The 19,808-nt window shown below is 61.7% G+C and carries 19 protein-coding genes and 1 pseudogene; 12 read left to right on the plus strand and 8 right to left on the minus strand.

From position 1 onward, the window contains the following. Positions 1 to 21: 21 nt before the first annotated feature. Together nlpA and A1WC_RS01320 are read right to left on the minus strand one after the other, a co-directional pair. Complete coding sequence (nlpA, locus tag A1WC_RS01325; protein WP_016161991.1) at positions 22 to 831, minus strand: lipoprotein NlpA; 810 nt, start codon at positions 829 to 831, stop codon at positions 22 to 24. Between the two features lie 127 nt (positions 832 to 958). Beyond that, positions 959 to 1,864 (minus strand): AraC family transcriptional regulator, encoded by a 906-nt coding sequence (locus A1WC_RS01320; RefSeq protein ID WP_008806791.1) that lies wholly within the window; start codon positions 1,862 to 1,864, stop codon positions 959 to 961. Between the two features lie 116 nt (positions 1,865 to 1,980). Here A1WC_RS01320 and A1WC_RS01315 point away from each other — a divergent pair, with 116 nt between their 5' ends. After that, complete coding sequence (locus tag A1WC_RS01315; RefSeq protein ID WP_008806790.1) at positions 1,981 to 2,517, plus strand: carboxymuconolactone decarboxylase family protein; 537 nt, start codon at positions 1,981 to 1,983, stop codon at positions 2,515 to 2,517. A 19-nt stretch (positions 2,518 to 2,536) separates the two neighbouring features. Here the strand turns inward: A1WC_RS01315 and A1WC_RS01310 are convergent, their stop codons facing one another. Both A1WC_RS01310 and A1WC_RS01305 read right to left on the minus strand, forming a co-directional pair. Then, positions 2,537 to 3,007 carry a DUF1348 family protein gene (locus tag A1WC_RS01310; RefSeq protein WP_016161992.1) on the minus strand — a complete coding sequence of 157 codons (471 nt, stop codon included), beginning with the start codon at positions 3,005 to 3,007 and terminating at the stop codon, positions 2,537 to 2,539. Then, positions 3,007 to 3,636: a pyridoxamine 5'-phosphate oxidase family protein gene (locus tag A1WC_RS01305; RefSeq protein ID WP_016161993.1), complete on the minus strand. Its 630-nt coding sequence runs from the start codon at positions 3,634 to 3,636 to the stop codon at positions 3,007 to 3,009. Before A1WC_RS01305 ends, A1WC_RS01310 begins: the two co-directional genes overlap by 1 nt. Before the next feature lie 38 nt (positions 3,637 to 3,674). On the opposite strand from A1WC_RS01305, the gene A1WC_RS01300 reads away from it, so the two are divergent. After that, on the plus strand, positions 3,675 to 4,646 hold the full coding sequence (locus tag A1WC_RS01300; RefSeq protein WP_168434623.1) for a LysR family transcriptional regulator: 972 nt from the start codon (positions 3,675 to 3,677) through the stop codon (positions 4,644 to 4,646). Here the strand turns inward: A1WC_RS01300 and A1WC_RS01295 are convergent. Continuing rightward, the gene (locus tag A1WC_RS01295; protein ID WP_016161995.1) at positions 4,643 to 6,136 is read right to left on the minus strand and encodes an MDR family MFS transporter; all 1,494 of its coding nucleotides are present in this window, start codon (positions 6,134 to 6,136) and stop codon (positions 4,643 to 4,645) included. The two genes, A1WC_RS01300 and A1WC_RS01295, sit on opposite strands and share 4 nt — an antisense overlap. Positions 6,137 to 6,216: 80 nt before the next feature. Between A1WC_RS01295 and A1WC_RS01290 the strand changes: the two genes are divergently transcribed. Further along, on the plus strand, positions 6,217 to 6,864 hold the full coding sequence (locus A1WC_RS01290; protein ID WP_016161996.1) for a TetR/AcrR family transcriptional regulator: 648 nt from the start codon (positions 6,217 to 6,219) through the stop codon (positions 6,862 to 6,864). Between the two features lie 501 nt (positions 6,865 to 7,365). On the opposite strand, the gene A1WC_RS01285 is transcribed toward A1WC_RS01290, so the two are convergent. Continuing rightward, positions 7,366 to 7,782 carry a GNAT family N-acetyltransferase gene (locus A1WC_RS01285; RefSeq protein ID WP_016161997.1) on the minus strand — a complete coding sequence of 139 codons (417 nt, stop codon included), beginning with the start codon at positions 7,780 to 7,782 and terminating at the stop codon, positions 7,366 to 7,368. Here A1WC_RS01285 and A1WC_RS28120 point away from each other — a divergent pair. Further along, positions 7,757 to 7,873 carry a hypothetical protein gene (locus A1WC_RS28120; RefSeq protein ID WP_012540280.1) on the plus strand — a complete coding sequence of 39 codons (117 nt, stop codon included), beginning with the start codon at positions 7,757 to 7,759 and terminating at the stop codon, positions 7,871 to 7,873. The genes A1WC_RS01285 and A1WC_RS28120 overlap by 26 nt on opposite strands. Here A1WC_RS28120 and A1WC_RS28125 read toward each other — a convergent pair. Continuing rightward, positions 7,833 to 7,954: pseudogene (locus A1WC_RS28125) on the minus strand (hypothetical protein). The gene A1WC_RS28120 and the pseudogene A1WC_RS28125 overlap by 41 nt on opposite strands. A 206-nt stretch (positions 7,955 to 8,160) precedes the next feature. Between A1WC_RS28125 and eefA the strand changes: the two are divergent. The 8 genes from eefA to A1WC_RS01245 all read left to right on the plus strand — a co-directional run bounded on the left by eefA (position 8,161) and on the right by A1WC_RS01245 (position 18,940). Then, entirely contained in the window at positions 8,161 to 9,285 is a 1,125-nt protein-coding gene (gene eefA, locus A1WC_RS01280) for a multidrug efflux RND transporter periplasmic adaptor subunit EefA (protein ID WP_012967027.1), read from the plus strand. Then, a complete protein-coding gene (gene eefB / locus A1WC_RS01275; protein ID WP_016161998.1) occupies positions 9,285 to 12,392 on the plus strand; it encodes a multidrug efflux RND transporter permease subunit EefB in 3,108 nt (1,035 codons plus the stop codon). The genes eefA and eefB overlap by 1 nt, the downstream gene beginning before the upstream one ends. A 3-nt stretch (positions 12,393 to 12,395) precedes the next feature. Next, positions 12,396 to 13,760, plus strand: a complete 1,365-nt coding sequence (gene eefC, locus A1WC_RS01270; RefSeq protein WP_016161999.1) for a multidrug efflux RND transporter outer membrane subunit EefC — start codon at positions 12,396 to 12,398, stop codon at positions 13,758 to 13,760. Between the two features lie 45 nt (positions 13,761 to 13,805). After that, the gene (locus tag A1WC_RS01265) at positions 13,806 to 14,969 is read left to right on the plus strand and encodes a multidrug effflux MFS transporter (RefSeq protein WP_016162000.1); all 1,164 of its coding nucleotides are present in this window, start codon (positions 13,806 to 13,808) and stop codon (positions 14,967 to 14,969) included. Between the two features lie 162 nt (positions 14,970 to 15,131). Beyond that, positions 15,132 to 16,034, plus strand: coding sequence for an N-acetylmuramic acid 6-phosphate etherase (gene murQ, locus A1WC_RS01260; RefSeq protein WP_016162001.1), 903 nt, complete (start codon positions 15,132 to 15,134; stop codon positions 16,032 to 16,034). A gap of 24 nt (positions 16,035 to 16,058) precedes the next feature. Further along, positions 16,059 to 17,489 (plus strand): PTS N-acetylmuramic acid transporter subunit IIBC, encoded by a 1,431-nt coding sequence (gene murP / locus A1WC_RS01255; RefSeq protein ID WP_016162002.1) that lies wholly within the window; start codon positions 16,059 to 16,061, stop codon positions 17,487 to 17,489. 151 nt (positions 17,490 to 17,640) lie between these two features. Next, complete coding sequence (locus A1WC_RS01250) at positions 17,641 to 18,543, plus strand: DMT family transporter (protein WP_002923118.1); 903 nt, start codon at positions 17,641 to 17,643, stop codon at positions 18,541 to 18,543. Between the two features lie 106 nt (positions 18,544 to 18,649). Next, positions 18,650 to 18,940, plus strand: coding sequence for a YicS family protein (locus tag A1WC_RS01245; RefSeq protein WP_002923120.1), 291 nt, complete (start codon positions 18,650 to 18,652; stop codon positions 18,938 to 18,940). Positions 18,941 to 18,943: 3 nt separating this feature from the next. On the opposite strand, the gene A1WC_RS01240 is transcribed toward A1WC_RS01245, so the two are convergent. Further along, positions 18,944 to 19,807, minus strand: a complete 864-nt coding sequence (locus tag A1WC_RS01240; RefSeq protein WP_016162003.1) for an NAD(P)-dependent oxidoreductase — start codon at positions 19,805 to 19,807, stop codon at positions 18,944 to 18,946. Position 19,808: the final 1 nt, after the last annotated feature.

Consider the following 19,808-nt stretch of genomic DNA (forward strand, 5'->3'; position numbering starts at 1 on the left):
CGCCTCTCCCTGTGTGTAGGCTTACCAGCCCGGCACCGCGCCGCCGTTGAAGATAGTCTCTGCCGCCTTCGCCACCTCCGGCGACTGGTACGACTGCATAAACTCCTTCACGTTTTCCGCGTCTTTATTGTCTTCCCGGGTCACGATGATGTTCACGTAGGGCGAGTTTTTATCTTCGATAAAGATGCCGTCACGAACCGGCGACAGCCCGGTTTGCTGCAGGTAGGTGGTGCTGATGATAGCCACGTCGACTTTGGGATCGTCGAGTACGCGCGGCAGTTGCGCCCCTTCCAGCTCCATGATCTTCAGGTTATGCGGGTTGTCGGTGATATCCACCGCCGTCGGCAGCAGGCCGGTCCCGGCTTTGAGGGTAATCAACTTCTCTTTTTGCAGCAGCAGCAGCGCCCGCCCGAGATTGGTCGGGTCGTTGGGAATGGCGATCGTCGCGTCGTCTTTCAGTTCGGCGACTGACTTGATCTTGCGCGAATAGCCGGCCATCGGGAAGACGAAGGTATTGCCGACCGCCACCAGATGATAGTTATGCGCTTTGTTGTCCTGCTCAAGGAAAGGCCGATGCTGGAAGACGTTGGCGTCCAGATCGCCGGCATTGGTCGATTCGTTAGGCAGCAGCGAGCCGCTGAATCCCACCAGTTCGACGTCCAGACCGTACTTCTCTTTGGCCACCTTCTTCGCCACTTCCGCCACATCCTGCTCGGCGCCGTTAATCACACCGACCTTAATGTGCTTCGCTTCATTACCCTTTTGGTCGCAGCCGACCAGCGCCAGACCCGCCAGCATCACTGCGGCGGCGGCCCGTAAACGTAATCTCATCCTCTTCACCCTGTCTGTCCTGACTGTCATTGTTTTTTTCGTGCAAAACTATAGCGACTTTCGGGTCGGGTAATAAACAGCAAACCACGCAACTGGAAATAAAATCATCTTCGCGAAACGCGAGGCGCTAGCCCCGTCGCCACTCGCCCGGCGTCACGCCATAGCGCATTTTGAAGCGCTTCGAGAAGGACGCCAGCGACTGAAAGCCGCAGCGTTCGGCAATGACCTCGAGGTTGGTCTGACGCTCCAGGCGCAGCAGCCGGGCGGCCAGCGCCATTCGCAGCTGCGACAGCCACGCCTGCGGCGTCAGGTGATAAACGCGGGCAAAATGACGGGCAAAGGTGGCCCGCGAAAGAAAGGCACGGGCGGCCATGGTTTCCAGCGTCCACGGCTGCTCCGGGGTCGCCATCACCGCCAGCACCGCCGGCATCAGGCGTTCATCGCTCATCAGACGCAGCAGTCCACCGGGCGGCTGTTGCTCACCAAGCAGCATGCGCAGCAGGAGCACCAGCAGCGTATCGCCGAGGCTGCGCACGATAGCGCTGCCGCCGGGACGCTGCGCCAGGCTCTCGCGCACCAGTATATTAAGCAGCGCGTCCAGCTCCGGGCAGTCTTCACGCGCATCGGTATGGAGATGGATCAGCGTCGATGCTTCACTGAACAGCCAGCTGACGTGCGGACCAAAATAGAATTCGCCGCACAGCATCTCCAGCGCCCCTTCCGCCGGGCCGGCGCGCATTTCCGTCACCGTGCCGTTAAACCGGTGCGCTACCGGCAGCACCTGGCCCCACTCCACCAGGCTCTCCATCAGATGCGGCGAACCGTGCGGCAGGAGGACCACATCTCCCGCGCGCAGGTGATGAGTCTGGCCGCCGACGTTGAGCCGCCCCTCACCGCGCAGCACCACGTGCCAGGGCACCACGCCGCTGCGCATTTGCTGGTGCCCGGCCTGCCAGCGGCCGCCGAAGCGACAGTGCAGGTTCACTTCGCAGCGCGGCGCCAGCAGCGCCAGCAGATGACTGAGACTGTCCATGCTTCTCCTGAGACGATAAGACAAAAAGGTGAGACGAAGACCGCCAGTCTAGCATGCGGCAAGCGCCTAAGATGACCCCATTGCCAACACACCCTCGATAACAACAGGAGTTAACCATGAGCCGTTTAGCAGATATCCGTGAACAAGACGCCACCGGCAAAGCCGCCGATATTTTCGCCGGGATCAAAAAAGCGATGGGCAAAGTGCCGAACGCCTATCTCACCATCGGCGGCCACTCGCCGGCGGCGCTGCAGCAGGCGCTGGCGCACAATGCGATGCTCCATAAAGGCAGCCTCAGCGCCCAACAGCTGGAAGCGATTAACCTGTCGGTCAGCGAAGCCACCGGCTGTGACTACTGTCTGGCCGCGCATACCCTGATGGCGAAAAAAGCCGGCTTCAGCAGCGAACAAATCCACGCCCTGCGCCGCGGGGAGTATGCGGAAGAGGCGCAGCTTGATGCGCTGGTGAAATTCGCGCAGACCCTGGTGACCACCACCGGTACGCTGCCGGAAGCCGACGTCGCCGCGCTGCGCAACGCCGGTTTTAGCGACCAGCAGGTGATTGAGATTATCAGCGCCGTCAGCGCCATCCTGTTCACCAACATGGTGAACCGGGTTAACGACACGGTGGTCGACTTCCCGAAAGCCGATTAACCCGTCGTCGCGCGCCTGTTTACAGTCCCAATTCGCTTAGCCCCGGATGATCGTCCGGGCGGCGCCCCTGGGGCCAGTGGAACAGGCGCTCGCTTTCGGCGATCGGCAGATCGTTGATGCAGGCGTAGCGCGTCTGCATCAGCCCGTGCTTATCAAACTCCCAGTTCTCATTGCCATACGAGCGAAACCAGTTGCCGCTGTCGTCGCACCACTCATAGGCGAAGCGCACGGCAATGCGATTCTCCTGCCATGCCCACAGCTCCTTAATCAGCCGGTATTGCTGCTCCTTGCGCCATTTTCGCTGCAGGAACTCAACAATTTGCCCCCTGCCGTGGACAAATTCGCTGCGGTTGCGCCATTCGCTATCGACGGTGTAGGCCAGAGCGACTTTTTCGGCATCGCGACTGTTCCAGCCATCTTCCGCGGCGCGGACCTTCTGGATAGCGCTGTCGCGGGTAAACGGCGGTAACGGGGGACGTTGCTCATTCATCAGGAGTCTCCTTTTGAGGCTAATTGCTGCTGCAGGCGCTGATTCTCCTGCTCCAGGTCATGAATACGTTGCTGCAGGTTCTGGCTGTACTCCGCCACCTGCTGCGCGCTGTAGCGCGGCGTAATGTGCTGCGGGCAGTTCCAGTCAAACGCCTGCAAATGAAAAAGAAACAGACGTTCGATGCGAGCGCGATAGTTTACCGGCGCCACCTGCGCCAGCAGCTGCGGATGGTCCTCTGCCGCCACGACTTCGACGGTGGCGTAGATTTTCAGCCTGGCACGGCGCGGATAATCCATCAAAAACAGGCAGGCCCGGTCGCTGCCACGCAGATTGCCGGTGGTGATGTACTGGCGGTTGCCGCCGAAATCGGCCATCGCCAGGGTGGTGTCATCCAGCAGATGCAGAAACCCCACCGGGCCGCCGCGATGCTGCATGTAGGGCCAGCCGCTCTGCGACACCGTCGCCAGATAAAAGCTGTCGCGGGTGGCGATCATCCCCGCTTCGCTGTCGCCGAAGCGGTCGGCCTGGCGGCGACTGTGCGGCGTTTGCCACAGCGAGTCGCTGCCCATTTCATGCTGCACATCCATCACGTCCGGGGTGATGGCGATATCGAGAAAGGTTGCTGCCATAGCGCCTCCTGTTGTCTGGCGCCATCATGGACTGTACTGTGAAGAATGATAATATGGGTAAAGTGGCAATCATCTTTCCGGAAAACGGGAGAATAATGGATCGATTAAGCGCGATGGCGCTACTGGTGAAAGTGACCGAGCTGGGGAGTATGTCGGCGGCGGCGCGGGCGCTGAATATGCCGTTGACCACCGTCAGCCGCCATATCGGTGAGCTGGAGAGCGCGCTGGGCGTGCGCCTGCTGGCGCGAACCACCCGCAAACTGACGCTCACCGACGCCGGAGTCGATTATGTCGCTGCCGCCCGGCGGATCCTTGAGGAGGTGGAAAACGCCGAACGCCAGGCGACGGGCGAATATCAGGAACCGAAGGGCGAGCTGGTGATCTCCGCGCCAACGATGTTTGGCCGTCAGCACGTTCTCCCGGTGATCGGTGAATTTATCGCCCGCTACCCGCAAATTCGCGTCCGTTTGCTGCTCAGCGATCGCTATGCCGACCTGGTGAGCGACCATGTCGATCTGGCGGTGCGGATTGGCGACCTGGCGGACAGCAGCATGGTGGCCACCCGCCTCGGCACCATGCGGATTGTGGTCTGCGCCCATCCGGCGCTGCTGGCGAAATACGGCGAGCCGCAACGGCCGCGCGATCTGGCGGCGCTGCCGATCATCCGCATTGAATCGCCGATGCCCTATCGCGGCTGGCGCTTTCGCGCCGCTGAGCGCGAGGACCAGCTGATTAACCTGCCGCCGGTGCTATCCGTCACCACGCCAGAGAGCGCCGCCGATGCTGCGCGCCTGGGGGTGGGGGTGGCCCGCTTACTGCATTATCAGGCGCTGGATGGCCTGCGCCACGGGGAGCTCCGTCTGCTGCTGGAAAGCGTCGAGCCCGCCCCCGCGCCGGTCCATTTGCTGTATACCGCACGGGATCTGGCGCCGCTTAAGCTGCGGAAATTTATCGATTTTGCCGCGCCGGCGCTGCGTCAGGCACTGCTGCGCATCGCCGGGGCCGCTTAATGCGTCGCGGTCTTCAGCGGCGCCTCCTTTAACAGCCAGGAGAGGACAAACGCCACCGCCATAATGCCGGCCGCCATCAGGAACGCCGCGTGGATCGCCGCACCGAAGGCGTCGAGGTAGTCGAGGCGGATATCCGCGGGCAGGTGCTGAACCGCCACCGGATTCATTCCCGGCGGCAGCACCGCGCCTTCCGGCAACAGCTTTTGCAGGTTGCTCTGCAGCACGTGCGTGAACACCGCGCCAAACAGCGCCACGCCGATCGAGCCACCAATCGAGCGGAACAGGGTCACGCCGGAGGTGGCGACGCCGTACATCTGCGCTGGCATCGCGTTCTGCACCGCCAGGACCAGCACCTGCATCACCAGCCCCAGACCCGCTCCCAGCACGCCGGTAAACAGGTACAGCTGCCATAGCGGCGAGTGAATGGTGATGCGGGTCAGCAGTACCATGCCGGTCACGCCGAGCAGGGTGCCGAGGATCGGAAACAGGCGATATTTACCGGTACGGCTGATAATCCGCCCGCTGATAATCGAGGTCAGCAGCAGGCCGCCCATCAGGGGGATCAGCTGCAGCCCGGCCTCGGTGGGCGTCGCCTCCTTCACCACCTGCAGATAGAGCGGCAGGAAAGTGACTGACCCGAACAGCGACATGCCGATGACGAAGCCAATCAGGCTGCACAGCAGGAAGCTGCGGTTGCGGAACAGCGCCAGCGGAATAATCGGTTCGATGGCGATCCGCTCTTCGTACATAAAGCCGATGATCCCCACGATGCCGAAGGCCAGAATGCACCACAGCTGCGGGTCATTCCACGCGTGGACGCTGCCCCCTTCAGAGGTAAACAGAATGATGCACAACAGCGCCATGCTGAGGTAAATCGCCCCCAGCCAGTCAATCTGATGCTGGCTGCGTTTATTGCTGCTGTGGAATACCGCGCCGATCACCAGCAGCGCGAACAGGCCGAGCGGCAGGTTGATATAGAAGATCCAGCGCCAGGAGGCGTGCTGCACCAGAAAACCGCCGATCAGCGGGCCGATCACCGTCGCCAGGCCAAAAACACCGCCGAACAGCCCCTGATAGCGGCCGCGGTTGGCGGGTGGGATGACGTCGGCGACCGCCGCCATGCTGATCACCATCAGGCCGCCGCCGCCGAGCCCCTGCAGGCCGCGCATCAGCACCAGCTGGGTCATGTTCTGCGCCAGCCCGCAGAGCACGGAGCCGACGAGAAACAGCCCAATCGCCACCTGCAGCACGATTTTGCGACCGAACAGATCGCCGAATTTCCCGTACAGCGGCACCGCGATGGTGGAGCTGAGAATATAGGCCGTGACCACCCAGGAAAGCTTGTCCAGCCCGCCCAGTTCGCCGACAATCGTCGGCAGCGCGGTGGAGACAATGGTCTGATCCAACGCCGAGAGCAACATCACCAACAGCAATGCGCTGAACAGCAGGCGTATCGACTGCACCGGTGGGTTAGCGACTTCAGAAGTCATTACAACGCTCGCTTGAAATTAATTAAATGCATAATTAATATTTAGTGAAAGAATGAGTCGGGTCAAGAGATCGCCATACCATGACAGCACAAAAGGATCAGGATGCCCCCCGCCGCCCGGGTCGGCCGCGCGGTAAAAAACCGGATACTGCCAATCGCGAACAGCTGATGGACATTGCCCTGATGCTGTTTGCCCGCGACGGGGCGGGCCGCGTATCGTTGAACGCCATCGCCAAAGAGGCCGGGGTGACGCCGGCGATGCTGCATTACTACTTCAGTTCCCGGGATGCGCTGGTGACCCAGCTGATTGAGGAGCGCTTTATGCCGCTGCGCAATCACATCAGCCGCATTTTTGTCGACCATCCGCAGGATCCGGTGCTGGCGCTGACGATGATGGTCGAGACGCTGGCGCATATGGCGGAGAAAAACGCCTGGTTTGCGCCGCTGTGGATGCAGGAGATCATCGGCGAGATGCCGATCCTGCGTCAGCATATGGATGCCCGCTTCGGCGAGGAGCGTTTTCAGGTGATGCTGGAGACGGTGCGTCGCTGGCAGCTGGAGGGCAAGATCAATCCGGCGCTGTCGCCGGAGCTGCTGTTTACCACGGTGATTAGCCTGGTGCTGGTGCCATTTTCACACATTCACAGCGATCCGCGTTTACAGGCGGTCAACCGCCAGACCATCATCAGCCACGCGCTGGCGTTAATGGGCCACGGCGTCGGAGGTTAAGGCGTGGTTTTGACGCTTTTGTAGCCCGGATAAGGCGCCACGCGCCGCCATCCGGGAGTTTCCCTGCTCGCGCTACGCTTAGCAGGGCTACAACTTCTATGTTAATTCCCGGCAGATTGCGCTCCCGGTTGATCTTCTGCGTTATGTCTCTTATGCCGCAGGGAGCGCACAGGGGGCGGCCAGTCGCCGCCGCCCCCTGTACCCCCGGGCTCCGGCCAGCAAAATCGCCGCTTCGTGGTGCCTTCGACTTTTCCCTGCAGGCTTCGGGTCGGGCCGAGGCAGCGTCCGTGCAAAACACGGCCCTCAGCCCGCATCCATGCGGGCTGCCCCGGCCTTCCGGGAACGTCTCAGCGATTTTGAGGCCGCCAGCACCGGCAGTTTCAGTCGCGCAAGTGGGTATATCAATAACAGGCCGCTCGGAACGTAGGCCGGATAAGGCGCCAGCCGCCATCCGGCACAACCACAGGTAGGGTACCTGACCGCCCGGGAATACCAGGATCGTTACAGCGCCTTCGACAAATAGTGGCGCTGCATGCCTGCGTGGGGGAAGTCGGGCAACGACATCTGCAGCTGATAGCCTAATTTCTGATAAAACGGCAGCGCCTGGAAGCTAAAGGTATCCACCAGCAGATGGCTGCAACCTAGCGCCTGCGCCTGCTGTTCCGCCTCCTGCATCAGCTCGCTCCCCAGCCCGCGCCCGCGCGTCGTCTCGCTAACCCACAGATACTCAATGCACAGCCAGTTGCCCTTGCGTTTGGCAATCAGCCCGCCCTGCATCACCCCTTGCGCATCGCGGGAGTAAACCCCCAGATCGCCAAACTGCGCCGCATCGAGATACTGCTGATTATACTGCCGCAGACCGGCAAACAATTCTTGTTGATCGTCGGGATTAATGCTTTTTGTAATGATTAGCGTCATTAACTATCTCCAGTATCGCGATGCCGAATGGTTATTTTCCCTCTCCACTTTCACAAAATATTCTTATTTTCTCCATGATTATTTGCCTTAATTTTTGGCGTTCTAAAAGTAAGCAAAAAAACCTTTCCATTATCGCGGCGGATCGTATAATGGAGAAAATGAGAATGATCATTCTCACCACAAAACCAGAGGAGATGCGCTTTTCACCTCCTGAAGACCGAAGAGGTTGGCTTCAACGGAGACACAATAACAATCACGTTCAGGAACATCTGTGTTCCTTTTTTGTCATTTTCGCTAATCCGAAAATGCCTCAGCGCCCAACCTATTCCCTCGTTTTTTAATAAACGGGGCGGACGTCTTATATCTTGAGAAAATATAATGAAATACATCATAGCTCCCATCGCGACAGCATTATTTCTCCTTAGCGGATGCGATAATGCGCAGACATCTGCCCCGCAGCAACCCACGCCGGAAGTGGGCGTGGTCACCCTGCAAAGCCAGCCGGTGCCGGTAGTCAGCCAGCTCACCGGGCGCACCACCGCCTCGCTCAGCGCCGAAGTTCGCCCCCAGGTGGGCGGCATCATCCAGAAGCGCCTGTTTACCGAAGGCGATATGGTGAAGGCCGGGCAGGCCCTTTACCAGATCGATCCCTCCAGCTATCGCGCGACCTGGAACGAAGCGGCGGCCGCGCTGAAACAAGCCCAGGCGCTGGTGGTCTCCGATTGCCAGAAGGCCCAGCGCTACGCGTCGCTGGTCAGGGATAACGGCGTTTCCCGCCAGGATGCCGACGACGCCGCCTCCACCTGCGCCCAGGACAAGGCCAGCGTGGAATCGAAGAAAGCGGCGCTGGAGAGCGCGCGCATCAACCTGAACTGGACCACCGTCACCGCACCGATAGCCGGGCGCATCGGCATCTCGTCGGTTACGCCGGGGGCGCTGGTCTCCGCCGATCAGGATACCGCGCTGGCGACGATCCGCGGGCTCGACACCATGTATGTCGATCTGACGCGATCCAGCGTCGATCTCCTGCGTTTACGCAAACAAAGCCTGGCCAGCAACAGCGACACCCTCAGCGTGACGTTAACCCTGGAAGATGGCAGTACCTACCAGGAAAAAGGGCGTCTGGCGCTCACCGAAGTCGCCGTCGATGAATCCACCGGCTCGGTGACCCTGCGCGCTATCTTCCCCAACCCGCAGCACGTCCTGCTACCGGGGATGTTCGTCCGCGCGCGCATCGATGAAGGCATCATGAACGACGCGATCCTCGCCCCACAGCAGGGGATCACCCGCGATGCCAAAGGCGACGCCACGGCGCTGGTGGTCGATGCCGCCAACAAAGTTGAGCAGCGTACCGTGGAAACCGGCGACACCTATGGCGATAAATGGCTGGTGCTGAGCGGCCTGAAAGCAGGCGATAAGCTGATTGTCGAAGGCACCAGTAAAGTGGCCCCCGGACAGACAGTGAAGGCCGTTGCCGTCAACAATAACGGAGGCAATGCCTGATGTTCTCCCGTTTCTTCGTGCGTCGCCCGGTCTTTGCCTGGGTGATCGCCATTCTGATTATGCTCGCCGGGGTGCTGGCGATCCGCACCCTGCCGGTAGGCCAGTATCCGGACGTCGCCCCGCCGGCGGTGAAAATCTCCGCCACCTATACCGGGGCGTCCGCCGAAACCCTGGAGAACAGCGTCACCCAGGTGATCGAGCAGCAGCTCACCGGGCTCGACCATCTGCTCTACTTCAGCTCCACAAGCAGCTCCGATGGCTCGGTCAGCATCACCGTCACCTTTGAGCAAGGGACCGACCCGGACACCGCCCAGGTGCAGGTGCAAAACAAAGTCCAGCAGGCGGAATCGCGGCTGCCGAGCGAAGTCCAGCAGTCCGGCGTAACGGTGGAAAAATCGCAGAGCAGCTTCCTGCTGATCCTCGCGGTATATGACAAAACCGACCGCGCCACCAGCTCCGATATCTCCGACTGGCTGGTCAGCAATATGCAGGACCCGCTGGCGCGCGTGGAGGGCGTCGGCAGCCTGCAGGTATTCGGCGCCGAATACGCGATGCGCGTCTGGATGGACCCGACCAAACTCGCCTCCTACTCGCTGATGCCTTCCGACGTTCAGTCGGCGATTGAGGCGCAGAACGTGCAGGTTTCCGCCGGTAAAATCGGCGCGCTACCGTCGTCCAATGCCCAGCAATTGACCGCCACCGTGCGGGCGCAATCCCGGCTGCAAACCCCTGACCAGTTCAAAGCGATCATCGTGAAAAGCCAGGCCGACGGCTCGGTAGTGCGCCTGAGCGATGTCGCGCGGGTGGAGATGGGCAGCGAGGATTACACCGCTACCGCCAATCTGAACGGCCATCCGGCCGCCGGGATCGCGGTGATGATGGCCCCCGGCGCCAACGCGCTGGACACCGCGACCCTGGTGAAAAGCAAAATCGCCGAATTCCAGCGTCAGATGCCGCAGGGCTACGATATCGCCTATCCGAAGGACAGCACCGAGTTCATCAAAATCTCGGTCGAGGACGTGATTCAGACCCTGTTCGAAGCGATCATTCTCGTGGTCTGCGTGATGTATCTGTTCCTGCAGAACTTCCGCGCGACGCTCATTCCGGCGGTGGCGGTGCCGGTGGTGCTGCTTGGCACCTTTGGGGTGCTGGCGCTGTTCGGCTACTCGATTAACACCCTGACGCTGTTCGCCATGGTGCTGGCGATCGGCCTGCTGGTGGATGACGCCATCGTGGTGGTGGAAAACGTCGAGCGCATTATGCGCGACGAAGGGCTGCCCGCCCGCGAAGCCACCGAAAAATCGATGGGCGAAATCTCCGGCGCGCTGGTGGCGATCGCCCTGGTGCTGTCGGCGGTGTTCCTGCCGATGGCCTTCTTCGGCGGATCGACCGGGGTCATCTATCGCCAGTTCTCGGTAACCATTATCTCGGCGATGATGCTGTCGGTGGTGGTGGCGCTGACCCTCACCCCGGCGCTGTGCGGCGCGCTGCTCAGCCACTCCAAACCTCACACCAAAGGGTTCTTCGGCGCCTTTAACCGCCTGTGGGGGCGCACGGAAGCAGGCTACCAGCGCCGGGTGCTCGGCGGCCTGCGCCGGGGCGCAGTGATGATGGGCGCTTACGCGTTGATTTGCGGGGCGATGGCGCTGGCGATGTGGAAGCTGCCGGGCAGCTTCCTGCCGGTGGAGGACCAGGGGGAGATCATGGTCCAGTACACCCTGCCCGCCGGGGCCACCGCGGTGCGTACCGCCGAGGTGCGTCGCCGGGTGACCGACTGGTTCCTCACCAAAGAGAAAGCCAATACTGACGTCATTTTCACCGTCGACGGCTTCAGCTTTAGCGGCAGCGGGCAGAACGCCGGGATGGCCTTCGTATCGCTGAAAAACTGGTCGCAGCGCAAAGGGGACGACAATACCGCCCAGGCCATTGCCCTGCGCGCCACCAAAGAGCTGGGGACGATCCGCGACGCCACCCTGTTCGCCATGACCCCGCCGTCAGTGGACGGTCTCGGGCAGAGCAACGGCTTCACCTTCGAACTGATGGCCAGCGGCGGTACCGACCGCGACAGTCTGATGAAGCTGCGCAGCCAGCTGCTGGCGGCGGCCAACCAGAGCAGCGAGCTGCAGTCGGTGCGCGCTAACGATCTGCCGCAGATGCCGCAGCTGCAGGTGGATATCGATAACAACAAAGCCGTCTCGCTGGGGCTGTCGCTGAGCGACGTGACCGATACGCTCTCCAGCGCCTGGGGCGGTACCTACGTGAATGACTTTATCGATCGCGGCCGGGTGAAAAAGGTCTATATCCAGGGCGAAAGCGACGCGCGCGCGGTGCCGTCGGACCTCGGCAAATGGTTCGTTCGCGGCAGCGATAACAGCATGACGCCGTTCTCCGCCTTCGCCACCACCCACTGGCAATACGGCCCGGAAAGCCTGGTGCGCTACAACGGCTCCGCCGCCTTTGAGATCCAGGGCGAAAACGCCGCCGGCTTCAGCTCCGGCGCGGCGATGGACAAGATGGAAAAGCTGGCCGACAGCCTGCCGGCGGGCTCCACCTGGGCGTGGAGCGGCATTTCGCTGCAGGAAAAGCTCGCCAGCGGCCAGGCGATGAGCCTCTACGCCATCTCGATTCTGGTGGTGTTCCTGTGCCTGGCGGCGCTGTATGAGAGCTGGTCGGTGCCGTTCTCGGTGATCATGGTTATCCCGCTCGGCCTGCTCGGCGCGGCGCTGGCGGCGACGCTGCGCGGTTTAAGCAACGACGTCTACTTCCAGGTGGCGCTGCTGACCACCATCGGCCTGTCGTCGAAAAACGCCATCCTGATCGTGGAGTTCGCTGAATCCGCCGTGGATGAGGGGTATTCGCTCTCCCGGGCGGCGATCCGCGCCGCGCAGACTCGTCTGCGCCCGATTGTCATGACCTCGCTGGCGTTTATCGCCGGGGTACTGCCGCTGGCCATCGCCACCGGCGCCGGAGCCAACAGCCGCGTGGCGATCGGCACCGGCATCATCGGCGGCACCCTGACAGCCACCCTGCTGGCGGTGTTTTTCGTACCGCTGTTCTTCGTGCTGGTGAAACGTCTCTTCACCCGCCAACGTCCTTCTCAGGAGTAAGGTATGTTTCGTTTGAGTTTTATGTTTATCGCGCTCCTGACCGCGGGCTGCGTCTCGCTTGACCCGCATTATGATCGCCCGGCCGCGCCGGTGCCGGCCACCCTGCCCGGGGCGCACAGCGAATCGACGGCGGTGGTCGGCGACTGGCAGAAAGTGGTCAATGACGCGCGGCTGAAAAAAGTGGTCAGCATCGCGCTAAACAGCAACCGCGATGTGCAAAAAGCGCTGGCCGATATCGAGGCCGCGCGCGCCCAGTACGGCGAGACGCGGGCGTCGCTGTTTCCCACTGTCGATGCCGAGCTGAGCCATACCCGCAGCAAAACGGTAGCCAGCGGCCTGAGCTCCGCTTCGCAGGCCGACGGCGCGGTCTCCAGCTTCGAACTGGACTTGTTCGGCAAGAACCAGAGCCTGTCGCGCGCGGCGCGCGAAACCTGGCTTGCCAGCGAATTCACCGCGCAGAATACCCGGCTGACGATGATTGCCGATTTGACCACCGCCTGGGTGACGCTGGCGACGGATAACAGCAATCTGGCGCTGGCGCAGCAGACCATGGACAGCGCAGCAAACTCGCGCAACATCGTCGCCCGCCAGATGGCGGTGGGTACCGCTTCCGCCGGCGATGTAAGCTCGGCGGAAAGCGTCTATCAGCAGGCCCGCGCCAGCGTCGCCAGCTATCGCACGCTGGTGGCGCAGGATAAAAACGCCATTAACCTGCTGGCGGGGGAAACCGTGCCGGAGAGCCTGTTGCCCGGCACCCTCGAGAGTCTCGGGGATAACAGCATCGCGCTGGTGCCGGCGGGCGTGTCGTCGTCGGTGCTGCTGCGCCGGCCGGACATTCAGGAAGCGGAGCACAATCTGAAGAGCGCCAATGCCGATATCGGCGCGGCGCGGGCGAACTTCTTCCCGTCGATTTCCCTGACCGCCAGCGCCGGGGTCGGCAGCGACTCGCTGTCGTCGCTGTTCAGCCACGGGATGCAGGTGTGGTCGTTCGCCCCCTCCATCAGCCTGCCGCTGTTCACCGGCGGCAGCAACCTGGCGCAGCTGCGCTATGCGGAAGCGGAGAAAAAGGGGTTGATTGCCACCTACGAGAAATCGATTCAGAGCGCCTTTAAGGACGTTGCCGATGCGCTGGCGCGCCGGGAAACGCTGAGCGAAGAGCTCGATGCCCAGCGGCAGTACGTCGCCGCCGAGCAGACATCGCTGGATATCGCCATGAAGAGCTATCAGGCCGGAGTCGGCGATTATCTGTCGGTGCTTACGGCCCAGCGCACGCTGTGGTCGGCGAAGACGACGCTGCTGTCCCTGCAGCAGACCGACCTCAATAACCGGATCACCCTCTGGCAGTCGCTGGGCGGCGGCGCCAGTTAATTTCACCCGCCGGGCGGCCGCGCCCGGCTTCTGTAAGGAATCGTTATGCCACGTGTTTCCCTCTCCTGGGCGCTGATCCTCGGCCTGCTGTCGGGTATCGGCCCGCTGTGCACGGATTTTTATCTGCCGGCGTTGCCGGAGATCACTCAGCAGCTGCAGGCCACCAGCACCCAGACCCAGCTGTCGCTGACCGCCGCGCTGATTGGCCTCGGCCTGGGTCAGCTGTTTTTCGGCCCGCTGAGCGATCGCATTGGCCGCCTGAAACCGCTGGCGCTGTCTCTGCTGCTGTTTATCTTTGCTTCGGCGATGTGCGCCCTGACCCGGGATATCAACATGCTGATTGTCTGGCGCTTTTTACAGGGCTTCGCCGGCGCCGGCGGCTCGGTGCTGTCGCGATCCATCGCCCGCGATAAATACCAGGGCACCCTGCTGACCCAATTTTTCGCCCTGCTGATGACCGTGAACGGCATTGCGCCGGTGCTGTCCCCGGTGCTGGGCGGCTACGTTATCACCGCCTTCGACTGGCGAATTCTCTTCTGGACGATGGCCGCCATCGGCGGCGTGCTGCTGGTGATGAGCCTGACGATCCTGCGGGAAACGCGCCCGGCCACAGCAACGCATGCCGCCCGCCAGCAACGCGGCCAGCCGGTGCTGAAAAATCGCCGCTTTCTGCGCTTCTGCCTGATTCAGGCCTTTATGATGGCCGGGCTGTTCTCTTACATCGGCTCCTCTTCCTTCGTGATGCAAAGCGAATACGGCATGAGCGCCATGCAGTTCAGCCTGCTGTTCGGTCTGAACGGTATCGGGCTGATTATCGCGGCGATGATCTTTTCCCGCCTGGCGCGCCGCTTTAGCGCCGAAAGCTTGCTGCGCGGCGGCCTGACGCTGGCGGTGAGCTGTGCGGCGATCATGCTGCTGTTTGCCTGGCTGCAGCTGCCGGTGCTGGCGCTGGTCGGCTTGTTCTTTACCGTGTCGCTGATGAGCGGCATCAGCACCGTCGCTGGCGCGGAGGCGATGAGCGCCGTCGATGCCGCGCAGTCCGGGACCGCGTCCGCGCTGATGGGCACCCTGATGTTTGTCTTCGGCGGCATCGCCGCGCCGCTGGCAGGCCTCGGCGGTGAAACGATGCTGAAAATGAGCCTCGCGATGGCCATCTGCTACCTGCTGGCGCTGCTGCTGGGCCTCAGCAAACCGCGCAGCGCGCGCTAATCTCCTGCTGCGGTAATAAAATATTCCAGATTTATTACCGCACTATTTCCCGCCATACCTACCATTCTCCTATTATTCTCCGCGTACTAATCGTGATACTCTTCACAGGCAAGGAATAAATAATTCCTTATACTGCGCGCCACTGAGAATAACGAGGTTTCTATGAGTATCGACCTGAGCAAACTGCTGACCGAGCGACGCAACGCCAACAGCGCCAACATTGACACCCTCTCCACCCTCGACATGCTGACGGTGATAAACCAGGAAGACCAGCAGGTAGCCCAGGCGATTACGCCCTATCTGCCGCAGATTGCCGAGGTGGTGGATAAGGTCGCGACGGCGCTGCAGGCCGGTGGCCGCTTGATTTATATCGGCGCGGGTACCTCAGGGCGTCTGGGGATCCTCGATGCCAGCGAATGCCCGCCAACCTTCGGCACCCGCCCGGAGCAGGTGGTGGGGATCATCGCCGGCGGACATAAAGCGATTCTCAGCGCCGTGGAAAACGTGGAAGACAACAAAGCGCAGGGGGCGATGGATCTGCAGAACCTGAACTTCAGCCACCGCGATGTGCTGGTGGGACTGGCGGCCAGCGGACGCACGCCGTACGTCATTGGCGCCATGGAATACGCCCATAGTCAGAATGCCTTTGTCGCCATCGTCAGCTGTAACCCGCATGGCGAAATGGCCCAGCTGGCGGATGTGGCGATCACCCCGGTGGTCGGCCCGGAAGTGGTCACTGGCTCTACCCGTCTGAAAGCCGGTACCGCGCAGAAGCTGGTGCTGAACATGATCTCCACCGGGGCGATGATCCGCGTCGGCAAGGTGTACAGCAACCTGATGGTCGACGTCGAAGCGACCAACGCCAAGCTGATTGAGCGCCAGGTCTCTATCGTGATGGAGGCGACCGACTGCGATCGCCCCACTGCCCGGAAGGCGCTGGAGGCCTGCGGCCGCCACTGTAAAACGGCGATCGTGATGGTGCTGGCGGACTTAAGCGCCGCAGAGGCGCAGTCGCTGCTGGCGAAAAACAACGGCTATATCCGCAAGGCGCTCAGCAACACCTGAGCACCGACAGACAGGTAACGGGCAATGGCAAAAATAACGAAAGAGATGATAGCGCGGATCCTCGCCCACGTAGGCGGCGCCGCAAACGTCGCGCAGGCGGGCAACTGCATGACGCGCCTGCGCTTGACCCTGCGCGATGAAAGTCTGGCCGACAGCGCCGCCATCCGCCAGATTGACGGCGTAATGGGGGTGATCGTCAGCGACGAGCAGTTCCAGGTGGTGCTCGGCCCCGGCAAGGCGCAAACCGCCGCCGAGATGATGAACGTCCTGCTGGAGGAGGCGCCCGCCGCGCCGACGCTGGCCGACGTCGCAGCGGAGAAAAAGCAGGCGCTGAAGGGCAAGCAGACCAGCGCGGTGCAGAAGTTTCTCGCCAAATTCGCCACCATCTTTACGCCGCTGATCCCCGGCTTTATCGCCGTCGGGCTGCTGCTGGGCTTTGCTACCCTGGCGGAACAGGTCTTCGTGCTGGAGAACGCCCATCCGAACGCCAGCCTGGTAGCGCTGATTGGCTATATGAAGGTCTTCAGCAAAGGGATGTTCACCTTCCTGAGTATCCTGATTGGCTATAACGCGCAGAAGGCGTTCGGCGGCTCCGGCGTGAACGGCGCGATTATCGCCTCGCTGTTCGTGCTGGGCTACAACCCGGAGGCGACCAGCGGCTTCTACGCCGGCATTTCCACCTTCTTCGGCCACGGCATCGATCCGCGCGGCAATATCATCGGCGTATTGATCGCCGCTATCCTTGGGGCGTGGGTTGAACGCCAGGTGCGGCGGGTAATGCCGGCCAACCTCGATATGATCCTCACTTCGGCGGTGACGCTGCTGATCATGGGCGCGGTGACCTTTACGGTGATCATGCCGATTGGCGGCTGGTTGTTTACCGGCATGTCGTGGCTGTTCCTGCATCTTAACGGCAACCCGTTTGGCTCGGCGGTGCTGTCCGGCCTGTTCCTGCTGGCGGTGATGTTCGGCGTCCATCAGGGGTTTGTCCCGGTCTATTTTGCGCTGGTGGACGCCCAGGGCTTTAACTCGCTGTTCCCGATCCTGGCGATGGCCGGGGCCGGGCAGGTGGGGGCGGCGCTGGCGCTATTCTGGCGGGCGAAGCGCGATTCGCTGCTGCGAACCCAGATTAAAGGGGCGATTATTCCGGGCTTCCTCGGGATTGGCGAGCCGCTGATCTACGGCGTCACCCTGCCGCGGATGAAGCCGTTTGTCACCGCCTGCCTCGGCGGCGCCTGCGGCGGGTTCTTCGTCGGACTGATCGCCTGGCTGGGGCTGCCGGTCGGCCTGAACACGGTGTTCGGCCCATCCGGGCTGGTGGCGCTGCCGCTGATGACCTCCGGCAGCGGAATTTACGCCGGGATGGCGGTCTACGCCGGCGGGCTGGCGGTCTCCTACCTGTGCGGCTTTGTCCTCACCTGGCTATTCGGCAGTAAAAATGTCGATTTAAGCTAGAACGCGACTGTCGGGTAGTGCCCGGTGGCGGCTTCGCCTTACCGGGCCTGCAACATCGTTACGCCGCCGCGCCCGACTACCATTTCCTGCCCCGCCGCCCGGGCTGGCGCATGCTATGATTCCCCTTTGTCATATTTCGCTTGAGGAAAAGATGGGCTCCAGCAAAAAAGGGATGCTGAACGTACTGATTGCCGCCGTGCTGTGGGGCAGTTCCGGGGTGTGTGCGCAGTTTATTATGCAGGAAAGCCAGATGTCGTCGCCGTTTCTGACCATGACGCGTCTGCTGTTCGCCGGGCTGATCCTGTTGATGCTCGGCTTTGTTCACGGCGACCGCATTTTCCGCGTGCTGCAAAACCGCCGCGACGCCCTCAGCCTGCTGTTTTTCTCGCTGTTTGGCGCGTTAACCGTGCAGTTCACCTTTCTGATGACCATTGAAAAATCCAATGCCGCCACGGCCACGGTGCTGCAGTTCCTGTCCCCGACGATCATCGTCGCCTGGTTTGCCCTCGCCCGCAAAGCGCGTCCCACTCCGCTGGTGCTGGGAGCTATCTGCACCTCGCTGGCGGGCACCTTTCTGCTGGTGACCCACGGCAACCCAACGACGCTGTCGATTTCGCCGGCGGCGCTGTTCTGGGGGATCGCCTCGGCGTTTGCCGCCGCGTTTTATACCACCTATCCCTCGACGCTGATTGCCCGCTACGGGACGCTGCCGATCGTCGGCTGGAGTATGCTGTTCGGCGGCGCGATGCTGCTGCCGTTTTACGGCGGCCAGGGCACCGATTTTGTGGTGAACGGTAGCCTGCTGTTAGCCTTTTTCTACCTGGTGGTGATCGGTACTTCGCTGACCTTCAGCCTTTATCTTAACGGCGCGCAGAAAATTGGCGGCGCGAAGGCCGGGATCCTCAGCTGCGCCGAACCGCTGAGCAGCGCCCTGCTGTCGCTCCTGCTGCTGGGGATCACCTTCACGCTGCCGGACTGGCTGGGCACTCTGCTGATCCTCGCGTCGGTGGTGCTGATCGCCATCGACTCGCGGCGGCGGGTGAGAGCCGCCTGAGCAGGCGATAAAAATTGCATTTTCAATAAGTTAAACTGACCACTATTTGCGTGTTTTCGCGCCTGCGCATATAGTTGACGGAAGCGATTACGGAAGGAGAAGCCTGATGAAAGCATGTTGGATGGTATGCCTGGTCACCGCCCTGAGCGCCACGTCGGCGTGGGCCGAATCACCGCTGCAAAGCCTGCAGTTCGAGCAGCAAAAACAGCAGGTGCTCAAAGCGGTGAAGGAAAAATGCGCGCCAGCAAGCCACCTCAGCGATAACGATTTTGCCAATAAAGTGCTGGCGACCGACGGTAACAAGAACGCGGTCCGCGAAGCAACGCTGGCGAAAGAGCGCAATAACCAAAAAAGCTACCAGGCCGCAATCGACAAAATCGTCTGTCCGGCCAAATAGCGGTTATTTCAGCCTGGCGACCAGCGTTTTCCAGTCAAACGGCGTCAGCTGCCTGTAGCTCAGGCTACGGGCGGCCATCTGCTCCGGCAGCTGGCGCTGGCTTTTCGCGATCGCCTCGCTCATTATCCCGGCGCTCCCCACGTCACGCAGGGTTTTCACCACCTCTTCCATCTCTTCGCTGCGCCGAATGCCATGTTCCGCCACCCGGCTGATCAGATAGTCGGGGAACGCTCCTGTCCAGCCCAGAGAGGGGAAACTATGATGCAAGGAACTAAGCACCTCCTCCTCGACGCCATATTCACGGGCCGCGAACAGGCATTCTGTGGTGAGCGCTTCAAGACCTTTGATCATCACGCTACGGCACATTTTTATCGCCGACACCTGGCCCACCTTACTGGCGCCATAGCGGGCATTCAGCCCCAGCCCCTGCAGACGCGGCGCGATCGCCTCCGCCTGCGGCCCGCCGATCAATAACGGTGTCTGCAATCGGGCCGGCGGTACCGGCGCCATCACCGCGACATCGATGTAGGCGCCGGGCAGAAAATGTTCAGCCGCCTGCCGTTTCGTCTCCGGCGCCACGGAGTTGAGATCGAGGAAGTATTGCCCCGGCTGCAGCAGCGCGGCGGCCTGCTGCGCCACCTTTAGCGCCTCACCCGCGGTCACAGTAGAAAAAACCAGCGTGGCGCTCTCCAGCGCCTGCGCCAGCGAACTTCCCACCTGAACGCGCGAGTCACGGGCTTTTTTGCCCATCGCCTCTCGCGCCGGGCCATTGAGCTTGCAATCCCAAATGGTCACCGCATGCTCACGGGCCAGATCCGCCGCCAGAATGCCACCCGCCTCGCCAAAACCAATAAACGCGATCGTCATC

Source organism: Klebsiella sp. KTE92 (assembly GCF_000398905.1).
Classification (GTDB): domain Bacteria; phylum Pseudomonadota; class Gammaproteobacteria; order Enterobacterales; family Enterobacteriaceae; genus Klebsiella; species Klebsiella variicola.

Coding starts and splice junctions, on each gene's coding strand:
- nlpA (WP_016161991.1), bottom strand. CDS start 831: ATGAGATTACGTTTACGGGCCGCCGCCGCAGTGATGCTGGCGGGTCTG.
- A1WC_RS01320 (WP_008806791.1), bottom strand. CDS start 1,864: ATGGACAGTCTCAGTCATCTGCTGGCGCTGCTGGCGCCGCGCTGCGAA.
- A1WC_RS01315 (WP_008806790.1), top strand. CDS start 1,981: ATGAGCCGTTTAGCAGATATCCGTGAACAAGACGCCACCGGCAAAGCC.
- A1WC_RS01310 (WP_016161992.1), bottom strand. CDS start 3,007: ATGAATGAGCAACGTCCCCCGTTACCGCCGTTTACCCGCGACAGCGCT.
- A1WC_RS01305 (WP_016161993.1), bottom strand. CDS start 3,636: ATGGCAGCAACCTTTCTCGATATCGCCATCACCCCGGACGTGATGGAT.
- A1WC_RS01295 (WP_016161995.1), bottom strand. CDS start 6,136: ATGACTTCTGAAGTCGCTAACCCACCGGTGCAGTCGATACGCCTGCTG.
- A1WC_RS01290 (WP_016161996.1), top strand. CDS start 6,217: ATGACAGCACAAAAGGATCAGGATGCCCCCCGCCGCCCGGGTCGGCCG.
- A1WC_RS28120 (WP_012540280.1), top strand. CDS start 7,757: ATGCTTTTTGTAATGATTAGCGTCATTAACTATCTCCAGTATCGCGAT.
- A1WC_RS01285 (WP_016161997.1), bottom strand. CDS start 7,782: ATGACGCTAATCATTACAAAAAGCATTAATCCCGACGATCAACAAGAA.
- eefA (WP_012967027.1), top strand. CDS start 8,161: ATGAAATACATCATAGCTCCCATCGCGACAGCATTATTTCTCCTTAGC.
- eefB (WP_016161998.1), top strand. CDS start 9,285: ATGTTCTCCCGTTTCTTCGTGCGTCGCCCGGTCTTTGCCTGGGTGATC.
- eefC (WP_016161999.1), top strand. CDS start 12,396: ATGTTTCGTTTGAGTTTTATGTTTATCGCGCTCCTGACCGCGGGCTGC.
- A1WC_RS01265 (WP_016162000.1), top strand. CDS start 13,806: ATGCCACGTGTTTCCCTCTCCTGGGCGCTGATCCTCGGCCTGCTGTCG.
- murQ (WP_016162001.1), top strand. CDS start 15,132: ATGAGTATCGACCTGAGCAAACTGCTGACCGAGCGACGCAACGCCAAC.
- murP (WP_016162002.1), top strand. CDS start 16,059: ATGGCAAAAATAACGAAAGAGATGATAGCGCGGATCCTCGCCCACGTA.
- A1WC_RS01250 (WP_002923118.1), top strand. CDS start 17,641: ATGGGCTCCAGCAAAAAAGGGATGCTGAACGTACTGATTGCCGCCGTG.
- A1WC_RS01245 (WP_002923120.1), top strand. CDS start 18,650: ATGAAAGCATGTTGGATGGTATGCCTGGTCACCGCCCTGAGCGCCACG.
- A1WC_RS01240 (WP_016162003.1), bottom strand. CDS start 19,807: ATGACGATCGCGTTTATTGGTTTTGGCGAGGCGGGTGGCATTCTGGCG.